Source organism: Methanohalobium evestigatum Z-7303 (assembly GCF_000196655.1).
Taxonomy (GTDB): Archaea; Halobacteriota; Methanosarcinia; order Methanosarcinales; family Methanosarcinaceae; genus Methanohalobium; species Methanohalobium evestigatum.
In genome coordinates this window covers 930,730-954,426 of sequence record NC_014253.1, presented here as the reverse complement: position 1 = coordinate 954,426, position 23,697 = coordinate 930,730, and the positions used below count along the sequence as shown (strand labels likewise).

Below are 23,697 nucleotides of genomic sequence, written 5' to 3'. Positions count from 1 at the left end.
AATAATTGTTGCAAATATTACCAATTATCAATTTCTTTTGATTATCTAAAAATTTGCTATAAGAAAACATATAAAAGAACTGGTTTAAATATATAGCGTCTGGATTGTCAAAACAAGGAAGTAGAATTTATAATATTTTTTACACACAAAAGTTGGGGAATAGTAGGTGTGATTATGAGTAAAATCAGAGGATTATTTCACAAAGGTGACATCAGCCCAAAAATTATTTTAACTGCTGATGAAACCCTTATGAGCCAATATCGTTGGGGGATGTTTGTAGGGTTTTCTACCTGTATACCTAAAGGTTTAATACCCGATTGGATGTTTTTTAGTATATGGTCACCTTCTGTAAAAAGCAAGAATGGTAGAGTTTTAAACGCTGATTGTGGTTTACGAATTATAGAAGCATCACTTGCAGATAAATTCGGGACTGATGAAGTTGCGGTTGTCCATCCAAATGATATCGATAAAGTAGCAGGTGACAGGACAGAGATCATAGCTATTACTGGTCATGATTATCTGGGTATCAATCCACCCACATCAGAATTTGTCGATATTGTGGACATAGGACCACCACTTAACAGAGTTAAATTTTTTGACCTTATGAAAAAACCAATTATGAAAGAAAAAACCGTTATTGCTGGAGGAAAATCAGCATGGCAACTTGCTGATGAATCATTAATGGATAAATTAAACATAGATTATGTTCATCTTGGCAGAGGAGAAATAACTGTTCCTGAAATAGTTGAATCAATATTTAACGGAGAAAAACCTTCAAGGATTATAGAAGGGAAAGAACCAAATGTAGATAATATCCCTAATATCAAAGGTGCTACAATCCATGGGCTGGTAGAGGTTTTTAGAGGTTGTGGCAGGGGATGCTCATTCTGTACTCCCACTATGCAAAAACTTCATTTTAAACCTATTGAACATATTTTACAAGATGTACAGACCAATGTAAATTTTGGACAACATTCTATAATCCTGCATTCTGAAGATATCCTCAGATATGGTGCCAAAGGTATAAAACCTAATTCAGAACAGGTGCTTGACCTTTTCAAACAGGTTGTTTCTACTGAAGGTGTTGATAAAATAGGTACAAGCCATCTGGCTCTTGCAACTGTGTATTCCAACCCGGAACTTGTTGAATCGGTCACAGATACCTGCTATTCAGAACTGGAACAGAATTCACTTGGTGCTCAAACAGGTATAGAAACCGGAAGCACACGATTGATAGCAAGATATATGGAAGGAAAGAGTTTGCCAGAATCGCCTGAAAAATGGCAGGAAGTAGTAAAACAGGCATATGGAATACTTGATGATAACAACTGGATTACTGCAGCCACACTTATAAACGGTCTTCCGAGTGAAACCACCGATGATATTAATACAAGTATTGAGCTTGTCAAAGATTTAAAAGGCACTTCATCGCTAATTGTTCCTATGAATTTTGTATCTATGAAGGGTTCAGCACTGGACAATGAAGAATCATTTACTATGGACAAAATGAAACCAGAACACTGGCAGCTTATGGGTGAATGTATAGAACATGATTTAGAAATTGTTCCTCATTTGTTGAAAAACTATAAAAACGATACAAGTATAAAAAGCTGGATCCTTGAACATTCACTGAAAAAAACCGGAAAAAGAATTAATAAATATGTAAATCGGATGAAAAGAGGAGAGCCACCTACTGACAATACAGAACCAAGTAAATGGTTAAATCCTGACCTTTCAGATTTTTGATTTATAACCAATATACAATATTTCAGGCAGGATAATGGTATCAGAACATTTGCTGAGTATTATCACGTTATTTGTTGTTATTTTTTTGTCAATTATAGGGTACTATGTATTCATCCCTTCAGAATTTAAAAATGAACACAATAAACCTCAAAAACAAAAACTTGTTATTGATACTTTAATATATTTTATACCTATAATTTTGGTATATGTTTTTATAAATTTTGAGAATAATATAACAAACCATTTGGGTATTGTTCCACGTGACAGTTATACCAAGTATTTGATAATGATTGAAGGGGATATTGTAAATTATGTCCAGTACATAGCCAATCCGCTTTTAACATACATTAGCAGTGCTGTATACCTTTTTGCGTTTCCATTTTTGCTTGTGTTTACATTTTTCATTCTGGTGTATACTCAAAAACTTAAACTTTTAAAACAATTCACAATAGCGTTTATTTTAATTTATCTGATTGCCTATCCATTTTATGTCCTATTACCTGTAGAGGTGACTGGTTACACACTTAAAAATGTTGAACCCCTGCTTTATGAGTTAAATCCTATAATATCACAGGGTATCAGGATGAGTGACCCAAATCTTGATAATTGTCTGCCAAGCCTTCATACAGCACTCTCTGTAATGTCTATACTGATTGTTTTTAAATCTGGACTAAGGCGATACAAAATGTTTGCTACCAGTGTTACTGCCGCAATACTTTTTACTACATTGTATCTTGGAATACACTGGATTATTGACCTTATTACAGGATTCATTCTTGCTTTAGGTGTTTTTTATATTACAGATAGACACCTTCATCTGTTTAAAATACCTGATAGATTCAAAATTAACCATAGAATGTAATACATCTGTTCTTACTGGTTTGTTTCATAAAACCTTGCCTTTGTTAAATAGACTGATAGTGCAATGATGAATCCGAAAATACTGGATACAATAAAAATCATATCCATATTAAAATAAAACAGGATTATACCCAGAACTGAGGGTGCAGCAGTTTGACCGATATATTTCATTGTATTAAAAATCGAAACAATTCCTCCCATTATGTTACTCGGTGATACCTGAATTATTAATGTTGTTAAAAATGGCTGTATCATTCCAAATCCTGCTCCAAAAAGGAGTAACAATAAAAATGTTGATGACACAGTATTTACAAATGGGAAGCCTGCAATAGCGGCACTTAGCAGACCAAAACCTGCTGACATCACTATATGTTCGGAATATATTTCAGACAATTTTCTTGCCTGTGAAGCCACCACTATAACCGATGCACCGCGTAAACTGAGAGCTATACCCGCCCCTTGTGATGTAAAATCAAAACTGTCTTCCAGTATAAAAGGTACATAGATAATTACAGAGTAAAGCAGAAAAGCTATTGCAAAACTTAAAAAAATCGTGTAGGAAACCCTGAAATCTTTTAAGGCTTCTTTTATATCTGTAAGTTCAATCGTTGCTTTGCCTGTAAATTCTTCAGGATTTGTTTCAGGAAGTGCAAATACTGCTACTATAGCTATCGGAATGGTCAGGCAGTAAAAAAGAAATGGGAAATTCCATCCAAAAATACCCATACTTCCCCCGATAAATGGTAAAGATACCGCACCTATTGCTATGGACATACTTCTTCTACCCATAGCATGAATACGTTGTTTACCGCTGTACAGTCCTCCAATGATAGTCATAGCAAGAGGAGTCATTCCTGCAACTGCTGAACCCTGGATAAACCGTATAAAAAGAAGCAGGGTTAAATCTGTTGCAAAAAAGGCCGCCATCCCAGATAAACCATTTACTATCAGGCAGGGTATCAGTATTTTTTTATGATTAATTCTATCTGTAATGCTTCCTATCGCCAATGTAAACAATGCAGTAGATAGTGTATATACAGCCAGAATCAGACCTACTGCTTCACGGCTGGTGTTTAAAGGTTCAACTATGGTCGGTAAAACAGGCCCCAGCAATGTACTGCCCGACATCCCGAAAAAGGTGATCAGGCACAATATAAACAGTGTTATTCTATCAGAATTCATATTTTGAATACAAAATTTGCTCGATTATGAAGTTGTAACCTATGTAAAGAACCACAACGGATTTATTAAAAAGATAAAGCCTTAAAATAATTTATCGTCCAGATTAACAGTACTTCTATTTTTATCATGTTTTTATCAGTACTTGAAACTCTTTATATAATACTGATATTATATAGCAGTACTGATGATAATTAGAAGTACCAAAGAGGTATACAAATGATAGACTTTGCATGTAAGGAATTTGAATTGGATGATGTCCTTAAATGTGCACTGAATTTAACAAAATCCGAACTTGATATTATGAATTATTTCCTGAGAGACACTGATAGGTGGGTAACTACAGAAAATATTGCTACTGAATTGAAACTTGACCTGTCAACAGTTCAGAAAGCTGTTAAAAAACTGCATTCAAATGAAGTTCTCAAGAGGTCACAGAACAACCTCGACAATGGTGGATATGTATACATATACAGAATATACAGCCGCAGGGAGATAAAGAATCTGATAATGGATATTGTCTACACTTGGGTTAATAGAGTTGATAATGAACTCGACCAATGGATAATGGGAGAACAGGATAAACAGTATTCAAAATCAGAAAAAGCCCCAATATAAAATAATAATCAAAAACTATCAGGAGGTGAATATTATGCTTAAAATTACTCCGTATCTTGGAATACTGGTACTGATTGTATCCATTGCAGGACTATGGTTCCCGATTCTTGGATATTTCATGCTGGTTGTGTTTGCTGCATTGCTTTTGATAAGTCCATTCAGAGGACGATGGTTTTGTGGAAACCTGTGCCCGAGAGGAAGCCTTAATGATTTCGTAGTAGGTAAAATTACAAAGAATAAAAAGATTCCAGAAACCCTTAAGACCCTCTGGCTAAGAGTTCCTGTATTTGCAGCCCTTATGGGATTTATGGGATTTAGAATTATGCAGACACAGGGACTTATTAACCAGATTGGAATGGTCTTTGTAGTGATGTGTCTTGTTACTACATCAATTGCAGTTGTACTTGGAATATCCATAAGCCCCAGAACATGGTGTTCGTTCTGTCCGATGGGAACTGCCCAGAGGATACTTGGTGGAAACAAATATCAACTGGATATTGATGAAGACAGATGTATTTCATGTAAAAAGTGTGACAAATCATGCCCCATGCATCTTAAAGTCCACAAAAATGAAACTAAACCAGACTGCATTAAATGTGAACGATGCGTTAATGCGTGCCCAAAAGGAGCTATAGATTTTCAAGACTAAACCGGTGTGACTTTTAGATATGACCACTGGACAGGAGTTCCAACCGCAAACCCTGTTCTTCTGGTTGGTGTGCTTGGTATTGCAATACTGCTCTTTTTAAGAAAAGAACAAAAGAAATGATTAAACGGATAGTTCACCACTATCCTTACTATTTTTTATTCATGAACTCAAATTGAAATGTTTAAATAGTTTCCATTTTCTGCTATATAATTCATGAGCTCATTGTAGGTTCTATCGGTTCCGAGTGTATCTCCATCACCGATTATTATCAACTTCTTTCTGGCTCTTGTAAGGGATACATTCAATCTTCTCAAATCCGTTAAAAACCCGATATCCCCGTTTTGGTTTGACCTTACCAGTGACAGAATAATAGCATCTTTTTCTCTTCCCTGGAAACCATCAACTGTTTTAATCTCAAGTCCGCTAAAATCAATTTTGTTTTTAAGAAGGTCAATCTGGGCATCGTAGGGTGATATTATCCCTATGTTTTCAGGATTTATTCCTTTGTTTAGTATTCTGTCAACTATATTTTTCACAATTTTTGCTTCTTCTGGGTTTTCTTTTGAGGTAGAACCTTTAGGTGCATTTTCTCTGAAATTGCCATTAGTATCTACAAAAGTAATGCCATTTTTAAAATCACAGATTTTTTCTATCAACTCATCGGGTGATTCCTTTAAAACAGATGGTTCAAGCTTATGGTTTTTAACTTCGTCTGCAGCTTTCAACTCTCCTCCATAAAAATGTGTATTTGGAAAACTCATAATTTCAGTATTCATCCGGTACTGGATATTCAGCATTTGTTTTATCTGTGTGCCGTGAACCTCAAGCATCCGTTCAAAAAGTGTCTCTTCCAGACCTTCCTTTTTTGCTTCCTGATTTAATATTGTTGGAGGGAGCTGTTTATGGTCCCCTGCAAGTATCACTTTATTTCCATGTTTCATGGGTATCAAACAGGATGGTTCTGTGGATTGGGTCGCTTCATCTATAACCACATCATCGAAATATTCATTTTCCAGTAAATCACTCCCTGCAGTGGAATTGGTTGTACAAACTACATCAGTTTCCTGAATCAATTCATCCACTGCTTCATCTTCAAATTTTTTCGCCTTTTCAATAATTGAATTTATCTGTTCCTGTAATTCAATCCATTTGGCGATTTGTTTCATTTTTTTGGGAGGAATACCCCTTGAACCCTTGCCTTTTCTTGCAAGGTCTTTTATCGCATCATTTGAAAGACCTCTTCTCCATCTACCGGTTGAGCAGGGATAATCTTTCTGTTTTTCATTAAGTTCATTAGCTTTTGTCCTCAATTCCTGAGCCTTCTGGTATTTTTCCTTATCTTCAACAAGGAAATCCAATGTATGCTGTCTCAATGTTTCTGTAACACGTGCAGGATGTCCCACTCTTACCACTTTCCTGTTTTTACTGGTCAAAAAATCTACCAGATTATCCACTGCCACATTTGAATCAGCTGTCGCAAGAACCTTATGACCCCTATCGATATGCTGTTCAATAACCTCTATTAGTGTGGTGGTCTTACCGGTTCCTGGTGGACCATGTACTAAAAAAAGGTCTTTTGACTCAAGCGATTTCTTTACAGCATTGATTTGGGATGAATTTAAATTGTCATTATGGATTTGTGGCTCTGACATTTCATTAAATATGGGACTTGCATTTCCAATCAATATGTTATGAATACGGGATTTGTCATTTTCAGGATTTTCAAAGTATTCTATGGATTCCAGCATCCTTTGGAATGTTATATCATTAACATAAAGGTCGATTCTTAAACCCTTACCATAAATCATCCCCGGAGGTTTACTATTAAATGATACAGAAATGGAATAATTGGTTTTTTCTATTACCGTGGCTTCCGGATTATTGGGATCAAGAGGTTTGTTTTTGCTTATCATTACCTAGTCGCCAATAGAAATCTCTGTGTCAGGCAATTGACCGCCTTTTACCCTTACAAATTTTATAATGTATCTACCACCAAGTCCTTTTCCTTGGTTTCTACCCTTCATATTAAGAATAGCTCTTCCACGGGATTCTCTTTCTTTTGGATGCAAGTTTTTTATTTCATCAAGATGTCTCCTCATTTCCTCTTCTCTTTCAAGCCCTACCAATCTCGTATACTTATTTTTGTAATCCCTATAACTTGAAAAACTCTTATCAGCCACTGTATCACCAAACCAGTTACTTCATCAAACATCATTTTCTAAAAAATCAAATAATGTCTAAAATATAAGCAATCTATAATGTAATATTAAAGTGAAACAGTATGAATTGGTGAAATTGTGATACTTCAATTTATCCGTAATATCAAAAATGGAAAAAGTAGAAAAAGTGAAATATTTTATTGAAAATTGCGGTATTGCTATATCATTCAAAAATAAAATAAATTTAACTTTAAATTATTGTAAAAATTCTTTAATTTCATCATCTGAAGGTACTTTGCCTTTGAATTTAACTTCACCATCTGCTACTACTACCGGTGTTTTCATAATACCTCTTTTAGCAATTTCTACAGGGTCTTCAATTTTTACAATTTCAACTTCACTCGATTTTCCCATTTCAGATACAATCTTTTCAATGTTTTCTTTTAATTTAGAACAGGTTGAACATCCGCTTGCTCCCAGTACTTCAATCTTCATCAATTATCACCTCATTATTGTTTCAATATTTATTGAAACAAATGTAAAAGAATTACATAAATTTATCTCCTACTAAATAATACTGCTAAATCTCATAAATTATAAATTTATCAATAGCGTAATTAAAACTTAATGGTGGATAATAAAGAGCATAATGTAAGAAGCCGGATACTTATTGTGGCAACTGTTTTTTTCATAGCAGGTTTACTGGTTGGTGGTGTTTCACTGGCACTTTCATTGAATCCGGATGAAAACCAGAATCAAAACCAAACACAAAAAAATGTTCATATAAATATCAATAAAACAATTAATTACTCAGAAACCTATAAGGAATTATACAATCAGGTTTCAGATTCAGTAGTATCCATAAATATAAGAGAAAGCGGTCTTGGTAGCCGAATATCAGGTCAAGGTTCAGGATTTATTTATGATTCTAACAGGCATATATTAACAAATCAGCATGTAATCGATGGAGCAGAAAATGTAGAAGTTGTTTTTTCAAACGGAGCAACACAGAGAGCAAATATAGTGGGCTCAGATAAATACTCGGATATCGCTGTTTTGAGAGTGGATAATATCCCTGAAGAAGAGAATTATTCACCGTCTCCACTAAAACTTGGGAACTCATCCAATATCGAATCCGGAGAATTTGTCATGGCGATTGGTAATCCGTTTGGTCTTGAAGGCAGTATAACCCACGGTATAGTAAGTGCTACCGGAAGAGTACTGCCAACTGAAGAAGGGTTTTCTATACCTAACGTAATCCAGACTGATGCCCCACTAAATCCCGGAAATTCCGGAGGTCCTCTACTTGACCTTTCTGGTCAGATTATAGGTGTAAACCGGGCGAAAAGTGGTGATAATGTCGGTTTTGCCATTCCTGCTAACAAAGCCAGAAAAGTTGCAGATTCCATTATAGAAAAAGGAGAATATGAACACGCATGGATAGGCATCAGTATGGTACCGGTAAGTTACAATGCTGCCAATTATATGGACCTGAACGATACTGTATCAGAAGGTGTTATGATTGTAAGAGTGATTGATGGTGGTCCAGCCGAAAAAGCCGGATTGGAACCGGGTAAACAAATTGTTGTTAACGGTGAACCTACATGGGTCAATGGTGATATAATACTGGGAATGGACAACAGAGAAATTAGAAATAGCGACCAGTTGATAACATATCTGGATACAAAATTACCCGGTGACAGAATAAAACTTAAAATCTACAGAAATGAAAATATAAAAACAGTCAACGTTACACTCCAGGACAGACCTGATAACCTGTTACGGTAAAACAGGTCTAACTTTTTTTATTATATCGGGGTGCAATAAGTGGATAATACACCAGTTCTACAGATATCATGGGATTCAAAAGGAATTTTTGTATCCAGAGAAAACAGGTTTCTTGGTATAGTTGACATAAAAAGCCCAGAGCCAATCAAAAATGAAAAAGTACACATAAAAGACCCAGGAAGACTGGAAGATATACTATATCCCGGGAATAGAGTTCTACTAAGAAAAGCAGAAGGTCAGAAACGAAAGACCGGCTGGGAAATGGTTGCAGGAAAAGCGGATAAAAAATGGATTCTGATAAATTCTGTATATCACAGACAAATAGCAGAACTGGTTATTGAAAATGAAAAAATCAGCCCACTTGGAAATGTGGATAGTATAACACCTGAACAAAAATTTGGAGACAGCCGGCTGGATTTTCTTGTAAAACAAAATGATTCATTGACATGGATAGAAGTTAAAGGATGCACCCTTCAGAATAACGGTAAAGCATTATTTCCAGATGCCCCTACATCCCGTGGGAAAGCATGTAAATGAGTTGATAAAAGCGGTTGAACAGGGATATTCCGGTGCAATTATAATACTTGTATTCAGACCCGATGCTGAATGCTTTACAGCAAATATGAGAATCGATCCAGAATTTTACAAAATTTATAAACATGCTATTGAAAAAGGGGTTAAAGTATACCCACTGCTTTTTAGTTATGAAAATGGTTTTATCAATTACAAAAAACAGTTACCCCTATGTGATTGAATGGTTAAAAGGAGAGTTATAATGAATGATATCAGAAAATGAGCAAAATCTCTACAGCCGGCAGATTATGATGTTCGGTGAGGAGGGGCAAGAGAAATTAAAAAATTCGTCTGTTACCATAACTGGTTCTGGAGGTCTTGGTTCTCCAATAGCTATATACCTTGCTGCTGCAGGAGTAGGTAAAATCAGGATTATAGACCATGACACTGTAGCATTGAGTAACCTGAACCGCCAGATACTTCATCATCATAAAGATATTGGTGTTTTAAAGGTGGATTCTGCAAAAGGAAAACTAAATGACCTTAATCCAAACATCGATATAGAAACATTTAATGAGACGCTTTCTCCTGACAACATAAAAAATCTGATTGGTAAATCCCATATTGTTGTGGATGCACTGGATAATTATCACACACGTTTTTCACTCAATGAAGCTGCAGTACAAGAACAAATTCCACTGGTACATGGTGCGGTGGAAGGTTTTCATGGACAGGTAACAACTATTATTCCCGGAGAAACACCCTGCATGCGATGTTTCATCTCAAAAACTCCCCCGAAAAAAACATTTCCTATTCTTGGAACAACTGCAGGAATAATTGGTACTATGCAGGCAAATGAAGTTATAAAATATCTAACGGGAAGCGGTAAATTATTAACTGGTCGCCTTTTGTTATGGGATGGATTCAACAGCAAAACAGAGGAAGTACCGGTAAACAAAAACCAATATTGTGAAATATGTGCTACTGAGTAAATATTGAATGTTTTCCAAAATATACCATCTGTGAACATAGAATAATGATTGTTGATATAATATCTAAATGATTTCAGCTACATTATTTCCATGTTCCGGGTTTTACCATTTACTGATTTTGATTTATTAAAAAACTTTACCAAATTCAAATTATTTGTTTTGTTATTCATTTTTATATTTTCTGCAGTGAACAAAATTTTTAAATAGTTGACCATACTATTTTAAAATTTAGTTGAAAAGTTTTGTCAATTAACTAAATTAAAACCACAGAGTGATTTACATGAAGTTCAGAGTTATAAGTACAAAAAGCGATATTGAAAATATTGATAAAAACGATGAATATATCCATTTTGCTTTTAGACCATCAAATACTGACATATTTAATGCTATTTCCAATAATCCAGATATTAAAGCTATCCAAATACCCAGCTCATACATGAAAACGCTCTCAAAATCCATGAAAATGTTTTTTGACATACACAATGTTTCACTCATAGAAGGAGATATATGGGGACACAGAAAAGATATAAACGAATATTATGAAGTGCCTGATAGTGTATATAAAAAGTTAAGAGAAATGGTTAATGAAGGTTTATCAGAAGATAACATTATTGAAAAAATGAGCAAAGAAACAAGATTAGACCCTGATTTTATCAGATTTCTCCTCAATCATGGAAATTACTGATTTTGTGCATTTACCAAAATTACAGAAATATCCCACTATACATAACTTTTTTACCAAAGTCAAACTATTGGGTGGTTAATACTGGTTAAGGATGAATATAATGTGGGATAGCACTGAAAAAGCATCATCAGATGAGCTACAGAGGTATATTGAAAAACTTGAAAACGAGAACAAGGAATTACAAAAATATAAAACACTTTTCAAAGAAGCCGAATATCTGTCAAGTGTAGGCAGCTGGGAGTGGGATTAGAAAATGATAAAATCATTGTCTCAAATGAATGGCGTAAAATTCATGGATGCAATAACAAAGTTTTGACATACAATAAATTACTCCAGATTGTACACCCTGAAGACATCCCGTACATGGAAAATAAATTGCAGGATTGCCTGAATAATTCATCATCCTATGAAATTGAACTTCGTATAATCAGAAAGGATACTGGTGAAATAAGGAATGTCAAAACACATGGAAGAATAATAAGTGACAATGATAACAATCCTATAAAAATGTACGGAGCCACACAGGATATCACTGAATGGAAAAAGGTACATGATGAACTCAGAAAAACAGCAGACGAATTCAATTACCTTTTTAACAATATGAACGATGCTATTTTTGTTCAAAACCTTCAAGGAAATTTTTTGAATGTTAACGAGACTGCTGTTAAAAGACTGGGATATTCCAGAGATGAATTACTTTCAATGGCTGCACAGGATGTTGATTACAAATATCCCAGCAGTGGCGTTAAAGAAAAGATAGATGAGATACTTGAAACTGGGCTATTAAAATTTGAATCTGTACATATAACAAATAATGGCACAAAAATTCCTGTAGAAGTTAATTCTACCTTAATCCATTACAGGGACAAACCTGCTGTTCTCAGTATAGCCAGAGATATTACAGAAAGAAAAAAAGCAGAAGAAGAAAAAAGTGTAATCCTTAATTCTACATCCGAAATGATTGTATTTCACAATACTGAAGGAAAGATAAAGTGGTGTAATAAAGCTTTTTCAAAGTTTACAGGGTTCAAACAGGATGAACTGATTGGTGCTTATTGTTATAAACTGCTTCATAATAAATCAGATATCTGTGATTGTTGCCCTATAAGTTATATTGTAAAAACCGGTAAACATCATGAAAAAATCACAACATTTCCAAACAATGTATTTAACATTAAAAGAGACCCGGTAAGAGATATTAATGGCAATATAATCGGTATAATAAGTGTTTCAAGTGATATCACCGATAAAGTCCGGGCTGAAGAAAAAATAAAAGAATATACAAATAAACTGGAAGAAATTAACACCGAACTTGAAAACCGTGTAGAAGAACAGACAGAACAAATTAGAAATGCTGAAAGAATGAGGGAGCTGGAGCTGCATCACCGAATCAAAAATAACCTTCAGGTTATATCAAGTCTTATTAATCTCCAATCTGAAAAATTCGATGATGAAGAGGTGTATGAAGCGTTCATAGATACACAAAACCGTATTGTTTCAATGTCACTTGTCCATCAAAAACTATACCAAACCAGCAACCTGAACAGTATCAATTTTAAAGATTATATCCAGGATCTTTTAACCCATCTTACCAGATTATACGGCGATAACAACATTACACTGGATGTAGATAATATAGATAATGTATATTTTGATATTGATACTATAATACCGCTTGCCATGCTTATCAACGAGCTTGTGTCCAATTCGTTAAAATATGCGTTTTCTGAAAATGAATCAGGTGAAATAAAAATTATGCTCCACCAAATTGACAATGAAAATTATACATTGATTGTAGCTGATAACGGTAGAGGAATTCCTGAAGACATAGATATACATGATACCGATTCATTGGGTCTCAGGCTTGTAAACACCCTCGTCGACCAGATAGGGGGCTGCTTAGAACTGGAGAGAAGAAAAGGAAGCAAATTCATTATCGAATTTGGTACTTAATATCTTAAAACGCGATTCCAAACACGTGCAAGACTATAATAAGTAATGCACCCAATGCCCCACCTATTGCACTAATCAAAATTACAAGCCATGTATATGCAATACCAAGCCCAAATAACATATTTGCACCAAATAAAATAACCAGTCCTACAATGGCGTTTACTATCAATGATTTAAACGTCTTGAAAAAGAAATAAATCACTGCTAATGCTATCAATGCAATAATTATAGTTGATAATTCTGGCACTACCATAAAATCCACTCCTTACTTATTTTTCTCGCGGAGATGATATTTAAACGTTCCTGTATTTTTAATACATATCTTGAGATGTCTGCTTAGGATAACGCGTTTATATTAAAAATAGTATTATTTAATTGGAGGGGTTTAAACGACTAAACTGAATTTAATAATGATATTAATGATGCTTATATTAATGTTATTAGTTTCAGGTTGTACTAGTCAGAGGAGTGAATTAACAGCTGACCAAATAAAACAAACCACTATTGAAAAATTTGAAACAATCGATGATTATACTTATACTATGAACATAACATTACCCAATAATAGCACGAATTATATAGTATCCGAAGTCTCATATAAAGAACCGGGAAAAGAAAAAATGACCTTACATAGATATCCCGAAAACACTGATTTCACAGCAGTTAATAACGGGTCTACAATATGGATATACAATTCTGAAGATAATATAGCAACCAGAAACCCTTCCGGTGTAACAAGTCTTCTGGAATTGAATCCCCTTAACTATCGAAGTTTTATAAAATTGATAAACAACAGTAGTCCTGAACTACTTGGTTCTGAAACTTTGAACGGAAAACAATCCTATATAATGCAATTTAAGCTGAACACTCAACAAAGTATCATCCCACTAAGTAAAACAAAAACATGGATTGGTAAGGAGAACTATCTACCAGTAAAATCCGAATTATATATAAATGATACTCTTATTATTACAGCATTTTTCAGAGATTTTAAAATTAATGAAAACGTTTCAGATAGTGTATTTGAGTATACCCCACCTGAAAATGCAATAATCATGGAACCGGATAATACACTCCCACAAACTATAAACCTTGATGAAGCTAAAAGCAAAGTTGATTTTAATATAAAAATACCAACTTATTTACCAAAAAATTATGAAATGGACTATATCCAGTATGTTCCTGAAGATTCATCTGTAGTGATTTATTATGAAAATGATAGATACAGAGATATCCTTGTAGTGTTACAAAGACCATACATGAAACCTGAAAAAGAACCACGTATTTTTGGCCAAGAAAACGTTACAATTGGTGATGACGAGGGTATATATTCAAACCGTACCAGAACATTGGAATGGAATAACAAAAGTGTGGAATACATATTACAATCTGAAAAACTGGACAAGGATGAACTGATAAAAATTGCAGAATCCATGGAAATTACCCAATAATTCTGCATTTACTATTTTTATTACCCTTATATAAATATCTGAAAATATCCTTATATTAACCGTATTAGATAACAGATTTTTAACTATTCAAATCTTTTTTAAGGTAAACAAGTGTAATAATGCATCCTGCAAATAAAACCACTAAACCTATTCCCGGTCCTATATTTTGGGTTGGTGTAAATACAGGAATCAGTCCTCCAATAACAAAAAGTCCAGTAATTACAGATGTAAGAAAAAACTCCGCTGAAAGTAGTCTTTTATGATATAATGCAGGTTTTGGAAGGAAAATCAATACAACAAGTATCAATGATAATGCAAAAATCACCTTGCCTGCTATAAGATCATAACCTGCAACGGTCCCTGTAACTCTTTGGCTTACTTCACCAATACCAGATGGACCATAAGCCCTGTAATATTCCATGAAATCATGCCATTTAAGAAATGTCCCCATAATTATCAAAAATAATCCAACAATTACCCTGTTTTCATATTTATTCAATCTCTTCACCCACAACCATAATTTTCAATATTTTTATTATATATTGAATATAATGAAAGTTTTATTTGTATTAAAGATTTCTACATGGGCATAATATAGTTGATATATCACAACAGACTTTGTTGAATTAATCATGAAATCCGAGAACTGGCAATTTTGGATAGACCGAGGCGGTACGTTTACAGATATTGTTGCAAAAAAACCTAATGGGAAACTGGTAACTCACAAATTACTTTCAACAAATCCTGAACAATATCATGATGCAGCTATACAGGGAATAAAAGATATTCTTAATTCTTCCAATGATGCACCAGTACCCGCAGATAAAATTGATGTTATCAAAATGGGTACAACTGTAGGAACCAATGCACTTTTAGAAAGAAAAGGTGAGAAAACTGTTCTTGTAATTACTAAAGGGTTTAAAGATGCATTACGTATCGGTTATCAGAACCGACCTGACATATTTGCACTTGAAATTATAAAACCTCAACAACTTTATGATTGTGTAATAGAAGTTTCTGGAAGATATAATGCAGATGGACAGGTGATTAATCCACTTGAATTTGAATCAGTACGTGAAAAATTAAAATCCGCTTATGATTCTGGATTAAACTCTATTGCCATTGCTTTCATGCATGCCTACCGATACCCTTCACATGAAATTAAAATTGCAGAAATTGCAAAAGAAATCGGATTTTCTCAGATATCAATGTCCCATGAAACAAGCCCACTTATAAAACTGATAAGCCGTGCCGAAACGACAATAGTGGATGCCTATCTGTCACCTGTGCTTGGAAGATATATAAACGATATAATATCTATGCTTAAAAACAATCAGACTCATGAAAAAGATGATGAAACCGAAAAAACCAGATTGATGTTCATGCAGTCCAATGGCGGACTTGTAAATGCAGATTCATTTCAGGGCAAAGACTGTATCCTTTCCGGTCCTGCAGGTGGTGTTGTAGGTGCTGTAACTACATCCAGTATGGCTGGTTTTGATAAGGTCATTAGTTTTGATATGGGTGGTACTTCTACTGATGTGGCTCATTATAGAGGGGAATATGAGCGAAGTTTTGAAAATATAATTGGTGGTATTCATCTGCGTTCACCCATGATGCAGATACATACTATTGCATCAGGCGGTGGCTCTATCCTGCACTTTGATGGTGAACGTTTTAGAGTTGGTCCTGACTCTGCAGGTTCCGACCCCGGTCCCGCATGTTATCGGCGCGGCGGTCCCCTTACGGTTACCGATTGCAATCTAATGCTGAACAAAATAAACCCTGAATATTTCCCCCACGTCTTCGGACCTGATGCAAATCTTCCACTGGATAATCAGCTGGTTTTCGAGAAGTTCGATGAACTGGTTGATAAAATCACGTCTTACACAGGTAAGAATCATACAATTGAAGAGGTAGCAGAAGGATTTCTGGATGTAGCTGTAGAAAACATGGCAAACGCTATCAAAAAAATCACAACCCAACGCGGATATGATATTAAAGAATATGCTTTATGCTGTTTTGGTGGTGCAGGTGGTCAACATGCCTGCAAAGTAGCAGATAAACTGGGTATCAATAAAATCTTTATCCATCCATATGCAGGTGTATTGTCTGCCTATGGTATAGGGCTTGCAGACCAGAAAGAAATACTGGAACATGCTGTAGAACAACAATTCGATAATAAAGTATTAAACAACATTAAAGAAATCTTTCTAAAACTTGAAAAAAAAGGTAAAAATCGACTTTTAAGACAGGGTATTACATCGGATAAAATAAGTTCAGTTCCAAAAATACATTTGAGATATAAAGGTTCAGATACCACACTCATGGTTGATTTTGTTGAAGGGATGGATAAAGAATCCATAATCTCAAATTTTAATAAAAAACACAAACAACGTTTTGGATTCATGTCTCCTGAAAAAACAGTTGTTGTAGAAGCTGTTTCAATGGAGGTTATCGGTGCTTCCGATATGAAATCAGAACCGGTACAAAAAATTAGCAAAAACAATGAATGTGTACTCACTGGGAACATAGAAATGTTTACCGATAATAAATATCATGATACCCCGGTATTTAGACGTGAGGATATAAAACCGGGATGTAGAATTAACGGACCTGCGGTAATTATCGAAAACACGTCAACCATTGTAATAGAACCGTTATGGAGAGCCGAAATTACTGAACAAAACCATATAATTCTTACAAGTACCCATCAGGGTTTTGATGGTGATTTTATTGGTACAGAAGTTGATCCGGTAATACTTGAAATTTTCAACAACCGCTTTATGTCTGTTGCTGAACAGATGGGATACACTTTACAAAATACTGCGCATTCTGTTAACATAAAAGAACGCCGAGATTTTTCCTGCGCCCTTTTTGATAAAAAAGGGAATCTTGTAGCAAATGCTCCCCATATACCTGTACATATTGGTTCAATGAGTGAATGCGTAAAATCTCTCATAAACAATAAAGGAACAGACATGAAGAAGGGAGATGTATATATGCTCAATTCTCCTTATCACGGGGGAACACATCTGCCAGATATTACCGTTGTTACACCTGTATTTGATAATGACAACAACATATATTCTTATATTGCCTCAAGAGGTCATCATGCAGACATTGGAGGTATAACTCCCGGATCAATGCCACCTGATAGTAAAAATATCCATGAAGAAGGTGTTTTTACCGATGGTATAAAATTGGTTGATAGCGGACATTTCCAAGAAAATGAACTGTTTAAATGGCTCAATTCGGGTGATTATCCCGCAAGAAACCCAGAACAAAACGTCTCAGACCTTCATGCCCAAATAGCAGCAAATGAAAAAGGTTCTCAGGAACTGAAAAACTTAAAAGACCAGTATTCACTTGAGACCATTAAAGCTTACATGGAATATGTTCAGGACAATGCTGAATCAGAAGTGTGTAAAGTCATTGGTAAGTTAAATAATGGGATTTTTTCCTATCAAATGGATGATGGCAGTATTATAAAAGTCCAGATAAAAATTGACAATGAGAATAAAAGTGCCTGTATTGATTTTACAGGTACATCAGCACAATTGTTCAACAACTTCAATGCACCCGTTTCTGTGTGTAAAGCAGCTATACTTTATGTCTTTAGAACAATGATTGAATCAGATATTCCGTTAAATGATGGATGCCTCAGACCAATCGATATCATTGTTCCTAAAGGTTCGATGTTAAATCCTGTATATCCAGCAGCTGTAGTTGCGGGTAATGTAGAGACCTCCCAATATATAGTGGATACTCTTTTTGGAGCTCTGGGAGTTATGGCTGCTTCACAGGGAACAATGAACAATTTTACTTTCGGAAACAAGTTCCACCAATATTATGAAACGATTTGTGGTGGTTCGGGAGCAGGAGCAGGATTTCACGGAACTGATGCAGTTCATACCCATATGACAAATTCAAAAATCACCGACCCTGAAGTACTGGAATCACGATACCCGGTAATACTGGAAGAATTTTCAATAAGGAAAAACAGCGGTGGGTGTGGTATGTACAAAGGTGGAAATGGAATAATCCGAAAAATACGTTTTCTTGAAGAAATGGATGCCGCCATATTGTCAAGCCACAGAAAATACCCACCATTTGGGCTGTATGGCGGTATTCCCGGTAAATGCGGATCCAACAGGGTTATTCGCAAAGATGGCTCAGTTATAGAAATGGGTGGAAAAGCAAAATTCAGAGTGTATAAAGATGATGTTTTTACAATAGAGACACCCGGTGGAGGAGGGTACGGTTATGAAAACACATATATATCAAAACAATAATTTGGATAGCAGATAAGTTTTTAAAATTGTTTGGAACGGAGCTTAAAAATATGGGACTTAAAGATAAACTACTTGGATTTTTAAGCGAAAAAAATGTTGAAGAGCCGAGAAACAAAAGAGAACACGATATGATGAAAAGAGAAAAGATGAGGAACCAGAAACAGGGTTAATTAATATGAACCCTTTCTTGGTTCATCCCATATACGATATTTTGTCAAACAACGCTGGGTTTATAAAGGCACCGTTTTCCAGGAATTCATAATCCCATTTGATTAACTCGTTTTCTATCACATTCTCATTGTACTGGTCTGATGCCACCCTATATGCTTCATCTATCAGACTGCCAGCAGTCTCAAGGGATTTTTGGTGTATAAATCTTGAAAGTGACGCAAGTTCACTGTGGTATTTATTGCCATCAATTTCAGAATTGAGCAAATCGTACTTGACTGTCATATTGTTCTGGTTTTCACAAAATACACAGGATACAGGCTCTATCTGGAAAACCGCATTTTGTTCCATATCATCAAGTTTATTCAGTTCTGGATAATCTTCCAGAGACTGATTGAATGTATCTATAAATTGTTTAATTGCTACAGGTCCGTAAAAATGCACAAAATCTTCATTTCGTGTACCAACTGAGAAATTAATATCTTTGGTTGGAAGACCTTTCCTTTTTAATGATTGTTTTAACCTGTTCTGTATTATTCCATCTACAATCCCATTTTTATGGATTTTTTCTTTATACTCGTGTATAGCGTTTCTTCTGGCGTTCCCGGGGAGATCTTTATATCTATAGGTTTTTACTATAAAGTTTTGCATGGGGGTTCCTCATATACGGCGGGTCAATATAGGAGTATCAAAGAGGTTTAGCTGAAGTAATCAGTAGAAAACGAGTATTAATAGTTTAACGGTTGACAATAAATTACTTTCTGATTTGTAACCGGTTTTGTAAAAAGCTAACTAATAAATTATATCTATAGTCAATTACTATAATATTACATATTAAAGCTCTTAACTTTGAGTGGGGGGAGATTAATGGTAATAATAAAAGAAATCGACATCTCAGGGTTAGCAAAAATACTTGCTATAGCCAACGGTACTGCTGGATTCATTTATGGCATGTTTACAACTATGGCCGCATTTAGTGGTTATTTACCCGGAGAAGGTATATTTTCAATTTTATTGGGACAGTGGTCTATTGTAATGCTGCCTGTTTTTTATGGTGTTTCAGGGTATCTAATAGGTTTGATTGCAGGATATATCTACAACAAAACTGTTGGGTCTAAAGGATTTGAAGTTAAAACAAAGTAAAAATAAGAAAGGGAAATACCCTTTCTGAAAATTATTTTTTAGATAGCGGAATTTTACATGCTTTAATTAGGGTATTAAAACCTCATCAATTACATGAATAACTCCGTTACTGCATTTTATATCGGTTTGCACAACGGTAGCATTACCAATATTCACTTCACTATCTGTTGTAGTTATTTCAAGCGTACTGCCCTGAAGAGTCTCTATTGATTCCATTTCCACAACTTCATTTGCCATGTATTCCCCAGAAACCACGTGGTAGGTTAATACATTTGTTAATTGTTCTTCATCTGCAAGCAAATTTTCAATCGTTCCTTCAGGAAGTTTTTCAAATGCTTCATCTGTTGGTGCAAATACTGTGTATGGTCCATCACCTCTCAGAGTATTTTCTAAACCTGCAGCTTGCACCGCCTGTACCAGTGTATTAAAAGAACCTTCTGAGATTGCGGTTTCTACAATATTCATCTCTTCAGTTTCGGTCATTGATGGCGGCAATATAACTTTATCTATGGCATGGATAACTCCATTACTACTTTCTATATCAGTCTGTGTAACATTTGCATCATTTACCATTACACCCCCATTAGCAGTAATAGATAGATTTTCACCTTGAACTGTTTTTATGCTATCCATTTCCACAACTTCATTTGCCATGTATTTCCCAGAAACCACATGATATGTCAGCACTTTCCTCAGTTTTTCTTTATCATTGAGTAATTCTTCCAGAGTGCCTTCTGGTAATTTATCAAATGCTTCATCTGTTGGTGCAAAAACTGTGAAAGGACCTTCACCACTTAAAGTTTCAACCAACTCAGCTTCCTGAACAGCCTGAACAAGTGTATTAAATGAATCTGAATCCTGAGCAGTTTCAACTATATTCTTTTCTGTTTGTTGTTCTGTTTGAACACATCCTGAAACTAAAACCATTGAAATAGTTAATAATACAACCAAATATCTTATTTTCATTATATTTCACCCCCCTATGGCAAACATAATTTCGTATAGAATATATAGGGACTATATAATATATAGATTTTCCAAATAAATAAAATAGTTAATATATAATGCTACAAATTTTTAAAAAGAATTATCTATACTTAATAAAGTTCAGAAATTGTGTTTCAATATTTTTAAGTTGCTTACAAGTTAATATAAATATATATGAATTCATAATTTTATAATTTTAATTTTTAAAAATATCTAAATTTAATATTTGTTGGTGGTAATTATGGACGGATTTCCAAGGCCAAAGGTACTTGTTAGTAGATGTCTGGAATTTGAAAATGTTAGATATGATGGTCATGTAATAAGCTCCCAAATAGTAAAAGACCTCGAACCCTACGTAGACTACATTAAAGTTTGCCCAGAGGTTGAAATTGGTCTTGGTGTCCCCAGAGACCCGATAAGAATTGTGAAAATAAACGGAAGATACAGGTTGATCCAGCACAGAACAAATAGAGATATAACAGAAGAAATGGACAAATTCACAGATGATTTTTTGGATAAGTTACAAGATGTTGATGGTTTTATATTCAAATCAGGTTCGCCAACAATCGGATACCGCAATATAAAAGTTTATTCTGGTATGGAATCCGCAACTGTTATAGAAAAGGGAAGTGGATTTTTTGCAGCTAAAATTCTTGAAAAATATAATGGCTATCCTGTAGAGGAAAATGACAGGTTGAGAAATAGCAGAATAAGACATCATTTCCTCACCAACCTTTTTGCATTTACCGAGTTTAGAAGAATAAAATCAAAAAAATCTATAGATGAACTTATTAAATATCATAAGAAACATCATTATTTATTCCTCACATACAACATAAAAATTTATAATGAAATGGAATCACTAATTAAAAATTGTTTTGACATACCAATAAAAACATTGTTTGATAACTACGAATATCATCTTAAGGAACTGTTTTCAAAACCACCAGTATCTGAATATTATCTGCAAACAGCAAATACTGTTTTTTCGCAATTTTCATCAAAAGTACCCCAAAATGAAATAGAGTATTTCAATCAAGTGCTTGAAAAATATAAACAGAATTTAATAACATTACACGGTCTACTTGAAATTCTTAAATTATACGTTCTCAGATTTGATAATACAGGGATTAAAGACGACCGGTTATTCCAGCCATATCCGATAAAACTTCAACCGTCTGTAGATGAGGATAGGGATAAAGATTATTGGAAATGATGTAAAACATTTACTTGAAGGGAGTGTTTATGAGAAAAATCATCCTTATTATAGTAGCCTTTCTTCTAATAATAACAATATCCACAGCCCACCAACCACGGATTGTTTCTGATGATTCCACATTAATAAAAAACCCTGAAATATCTCAGGCTTTCTATGGAGAACTTGGCGGAGAACCTCATTATTACAATATTAATTCAGAAGAACCCTATAAATTGTATGTCAGTCTGTCAGTTCCTGATATAAAGGATATTGACAAAGATGTTTCTGCAAAAATTACAAGAAAACACGAAGGCGAACATAACGATTTCCATGTCCTTCTTAATGGTACTGAACATAACTGGACACGATATTACGAAGAATTTGGAGGAGATTACTATTTTAGGGGACCTACACTTGAAAAAGGCAATAATGACGGCTATCCTCAGGGAGTTAACGTTAGCAACGGAACCTATAACATCAAAGTGTTCAGTCCCGACAATGAAGGGAAGTATGTTCTTGTTGTAGGTTATAAAGAAACATGGAGCATCGGTGAATTCATAAACGCTATATTGACAATGCCTGAACTAAAATCAGAATTTTTTGAAAAATCTCCATTAACAGCATATTTTAACCTTATTGGATTGTTCTTTTTTGCTACAGTTGGTGTTGTTGTAGCTTTATTGGCATATGTCGGTTTTAAACTTAACAAATACCTGAACAAAAGAAAAAGTTGATGATGATTATAGACCGGTTTGTTAACTTTTATTCTTTAAATCAATCCTTTTGGATGTATTTTCCACACCTATAAGAAATTTGCCTTCAGGAAGTGAGGATGTATCATAATCGTATCTGAAATTACCCTGATTGTCTGCTTTTAACGATTGGAGGACTTTTATATTTATATTGACTTTGGATACATTATCTTTTGCTTTGCCATATATTTTGATATCATATGAACCAGAAGGTATATGCTTATCATAAAAAACAGCAGTACCGTGTGAAGCTTCTTTTTTTCGGGTAAACCAGAAAAGCAATTTAACACCCAGTTTGAGATATTTGACACCTACTGCAGTTATTGTATAATAAATGATGCCTTCTGGTACGTTCATCTTTTCTAAGTAATATTCATAATCACCTTCAGATGACACTGGTACATTTTTATCAAATGAAGTTAAAAGTTCTATAGATTCATTGGGCAGGGTTTTACCATAGATGGTTAATGTATCACCAATCTCGGGTTTGGGGGGAGATATATCCCAGTATTCACATTTGTTTACCATCTACGACACTCTCCTATTGAATTATCATATTT

At 34.6% G+C, this 23,697-nt stretch carries 24 protein-coding genes and 1 pseudogene; 16 read left to right on the top strand and 9 right to left on the bottom strand.

Annotation, left to right across the window (positions count from 1 at the left end):
• Nucleotides 1–174: 174 nt before the first annotated feature.
• Complete coding sequence (locus METEV_RS04915) at nt 175–1,746, top strand: B12-binding domain-containing radical SAM protein (protein WP_013194451.1); 1,572 nt, start codon at nt 175–177, stop codon at nt 1,744–1,746.
• 286 nt (nt 1,747–2,032) lie between these two features.
• A complete protein-coding gene (locus METEV_RS04910) occupies nt 2,033–2,608 on the top strand; it encodes a phosphatase PAP2 family protein (RefSeq protein ID WP_198008161.1) in 576 nt (191 codons plus the stop codon).
• An 11-nt stretch (nt 2,609–2,619) separates the two neighbouring features.
• Here the strand turns inward: METEV_RS04910 and METEV_RS04905 are convergent, their stop codons facing one another.
• Nucleotides 2,620–3,789: an MFS transporter gene (locus METEV_RS04905; RefSeq protein WP_013194449.1), complete on the bottom strand. Its 1,170-nt coding sequence runs from the start codon at nt 3,787–3,789 to the stop codon at nt 2,620–2,622.
• Nucleotides 3,790–4,005: 216 nt separating this feature from the next.
• Between METEV_RS04905 and METEV_RS04900 the strand changes: the two genes are divergently transcribed.
• The 3 genes from METEV_RS04900 to METEV_RS11995 are packed head-to-tail and all read left to right on the top strand — an operon-like array spanning nt 4,006 to nt 5,173.
• Complete coding sequence (locus tag METEV_RS04900) at nt 4,006–4,404, top strand: TrmB family transcriptional regulator (RefSeq protein WP_013194448.1); 399 nt, start codon at nt 4,006–4,008, stop codon at nt 4,402–4,404.
• Nucleotides 4,405–4,438: 34 nt separating this feature from the next.
• Entirely contained in the window at nt 4,439–5,053 is a 615-nt protein-coding gene (locus tag METEV_RS04895) for a 4Fe-4S binding protein (RefSeq protein ID WP_013194447.1), read from the top strand.
• A gap of 6 nt (nt 5,054–5,059) precedes the next feature.
• Entirely contained in the window at nt 5,060–5,173 is a 114-nt protein-coding gene (locus METEV_RS11995; RefSeq protein ID WP_083810110.1) for a VPXXXP-CTERM sorting domain-containing protein, read from the top strand.
• 47 nt (nt 5,174–5,220) lie between these two features.
• On the opposite strand, the gene METEV_RS04890 is transcribed toward METEV_RS11995, so the two are convergent.
• The 3 genes from METEV_RS04890 to METEV_RS04880 form a co-directional block, all read right to left on the bottom strand.
• Nucleotides 5,221–6,966 (bottom strand): IGHMBP2 family helicase, encoded by a 1,746-nt coding sequence (locus METEV_RS04890; protein ID WP_049890980.1) that lies wholly within the window; start codon nt 6,964–6,966, stop codon nt 5,221–5,223.
• 3 nt (nt 6,967–6,969) lie between these two features.
• Complete coding sequence (locus tag METEV_RS12520) at nt 6,970–7,233, bottom strand: hypothetical protein (RefSeq protein WP_049890979.1); 264 nt, start codon at nt 7,231–7,233, stop codon at nt 6,970–6,972.
• A gap of 234 nt (nt 7,234–7,467) precedes the next feature.
• Nucleotides 7,468–7,707: a thioredoxin family protein gene (locus METEV_RS04880; RefSeq protein WP_013194446.1), complete on the bottom strand. Its 240-nt coding sequence runs from the start codon at nt 7,705–7,707 to the stop codon at nt 7,468–7,470.
• 132 nt (nt 7,708–7,839) lie between these two features.
• Between METEV_RS04880 and METEV_RS04875 the strand changes: the two genes are divergently transcribed.
• From METEV_RS04875 to METEV_RS04855, 6 genes and pseudogenes are all read left to right on the top strand, one after another.
• Nucleotides 7,840–9,000: a S1C family serine protease gene (locus tag METEV_RS04875; RefSeq protein WP_013194445.1), complete on the top strand. Its 1,161-nt coding sequence runs from the start codon at nt 7,840–7,842 to the stop codon at nt 8,998–9,000.
• Between the two features lie 39 nt (nt 9,001–9,039).
• Nucleotides 9,040–9,754, top strand: a pseudogene (gene sfsA / locus METEV_RS04870) (DNA/RNA nuclease SfsA).
• Between the two features lie 25 nt (nt 9,755–9,779).
• Complete coding sequence (locus tag METEV_RS04865) at nt 9,780–10,505, top strand: HesA/MoeB/ThiF family protein (RefSeq protein WP_013194444.1); 726 nt, start codon at nt 9,780–9,782, stop codon at nt 10,503–10,505.
• A gap of 280 nt (nt 10,506–10,785) precedes the next feature.
• Complete coding sequence (locus METEV_RS04860; RefSeq protein WP_013194443.1) at nt 10,786–11,190, top strand: DUF1699 family protein; 405 nt, start codon at nt 10,786–10,788, stop codon at nt 11,188–11,190.
• A 100-nt stretch (nt 11,191–11,290) separates the two neighbouring features.
• Nucleotides 11,291–11,440, top strand: a complete 150-nt coding sequence (locus tag METEV_RS12320; protein ID WP_013194442.1) for a hypothetical protein — start codon at nt 11,291–11,293, stop codon at nt 11,438–11,440.
• A complete protein-coding gene (locus tag METEV_RS04855) occupies nt 11,431–13,143 on the top strand; it encodes a PAS domain S-box protein (RefSeq protein ID WP_013194441.1) in 1,713 nt (570 codons plus the stop codon). Before METEV_RS12320 ends, METEV_RS04855 begins: the two co-directional genes overlap by 10 nt.
• A 4-nt stretch (nt 13,144–13,147) precedes the next feature.
• Here the strand turns inward: METEV_RS04855 and METEV_RS04850 are convergent, their stop codons facing one another.
• Complete coding sequence (locus METEV_RS04850; RefSeq protein WP_013194440.1) at nt 13,148–13,396, bottom strand: pro-sigmaK processing inhibitor BofA family protein; 249 nt, start codon at nt 13,394–13,396, stop codon at nt 13,148–13,150.
• A 181-nt stretch (nt 13,397–13,577) separates the two neighbouring features.
• Here METEV_RS04850 and METEV_RS04845 point away from each other — a divergent pair, with 181 nt between their 5' ends.
• Nucleotides 13,578–14,594 (top strand): DUF4367 domain-containing protein, encoded by a 1,017-nt coding sequence (locus tag METEV_RS04845; protein WP_198008159.1) that lies wholly within the window; start codon nt 13,578–13,580, stop codon nt 14,592–14,594.
• A 79-nt stretch (nt 14,595–14,673) separates the two neighbouring features.
• On the opposite strand, the gene METEV_RS04840 is transcribed toward METEV_RS04845, so the two are convergent.
• The gene (locus METEV_RS04840; RefSeq protein ID WP_394296170.1) at nt 14,674–15,102 is read right to left on the bottom strand and encodes a hypothetical protein; all 429 of its coding nucleotides are present in this window, start codon (nt 15,100–15,102) and stop codon (nt 14,674–14,676) included.
• A 124-nt stretch (nt 15,103–15,226) separates the two neighbouring features.
• Here METEV_RS04840 and METEV_RS04835 point away from each other — a divergent pair, with 124 nt between their 5' ends.
• Nucleotides 15,227–18,889 (top strand): hydantoinase B/oxoprolinase family protein, encoded by a 3,663-nt coding sequence (locus METEV_RS04835; protein WP_013194437.1) that lies wholly within the window; start codon nt 15,227–15,229, stop codon nt 18,887–18,889.
• Between the two features lie 192 nt (nt 18,890–19,081).
• Here the strand turns inward: METEV_RS04835 and METEV_RS04830 are convergent, their stop codons facing one another.
• Nucleotides 19,082–19,708: a hypothetical protein gene (locus METEV_RS04830; RefSeq protein ID WP_013194435.1), complete on the bottom strand. Its 627-nt coding sequence runs from the start codon at nt 19,706–19,708 to the stop codon at nt 19,082–19,084.
• Nucleotides 19,709–19,924: 216 nt separating this feature from the next.
• On the opposite strand from METEV_RS04830, the gene METEV_RS04825 reads away from it, so the two are divergent.
• The gene (locus METEV_RS04825; RefSeq protein WP_013194434.1) at nt 19,925–20,200 is read left to right on the top strand and encodes a hypothetical protein; all 276 of its coding nucleotides are present in this window, start codon (nt 19,925–19,927) and stop codon (nt 20,198–20,200) included.
• Between the two features lie 66 nt (nt 20,201–20,266).
• On the opposite strand, the gene METEV_RS12665 is transcribed toward METEV_RS04825, so the two are convergent.
• Complete coding sequence (locus METEV_RS12665; protein ID WP_013194433.1) at nt 20,267–21,166, bottom strand: fasciclin domain-containing protein; 900 nt, start codon at nt 21,164–21,166, stop codon at nt 20,267–20,269.
• Between the two features lie 262 nt (nt 21,167–21,428).
• Here METEV_RS12665 and METEV_RS04815 point away from each other — a divergent pair, with 262 nt between their 5' ends.
• Nucleotides 21,429–22,403 carry a YbgA family protein gene (locus METEV_RS04815; RefSeq protein WP_013194432.1) on the top strand — a complete coding sequence of 325 codons (975 nt, stop codon included), beginning with the start codon at nt 21,429–21,431 and terminating at the stop codon, nt 22,401–22,403.
• Nucleotides 22,404–22,432: 29 nt separating this feature from the next.
• Nucleotides 22,433–23,119 (top strand): hypothetical protein, encoded by a 687-nt coding sequence (locus tag METEV_RS04810; RefSeq protein ID WP_013194431.1) that lies wholly within the window; start codon nt 22,433–22,435, stop codon nt 23,117–23,119.
• A gap of 21 nt (nt 23,120–23,140) precedes the next feature.
• On the opposite strand, the gene METEV_RS04805 is transcribed toward METEV_RS04810, so the two are convergent.
• Nucleotides 23,141–23,665, bottom strand: coding sequence for a hypothetical protein (locus METEV_RS04805; RefSeq protein WP_013194430.1), 525 nt, complete (start codon nt 23,663–23,665; stop codon nt 23,141–23,143).
• Nucleotides 23,666–23,697 lie beyond the last annotated feature (32 nt).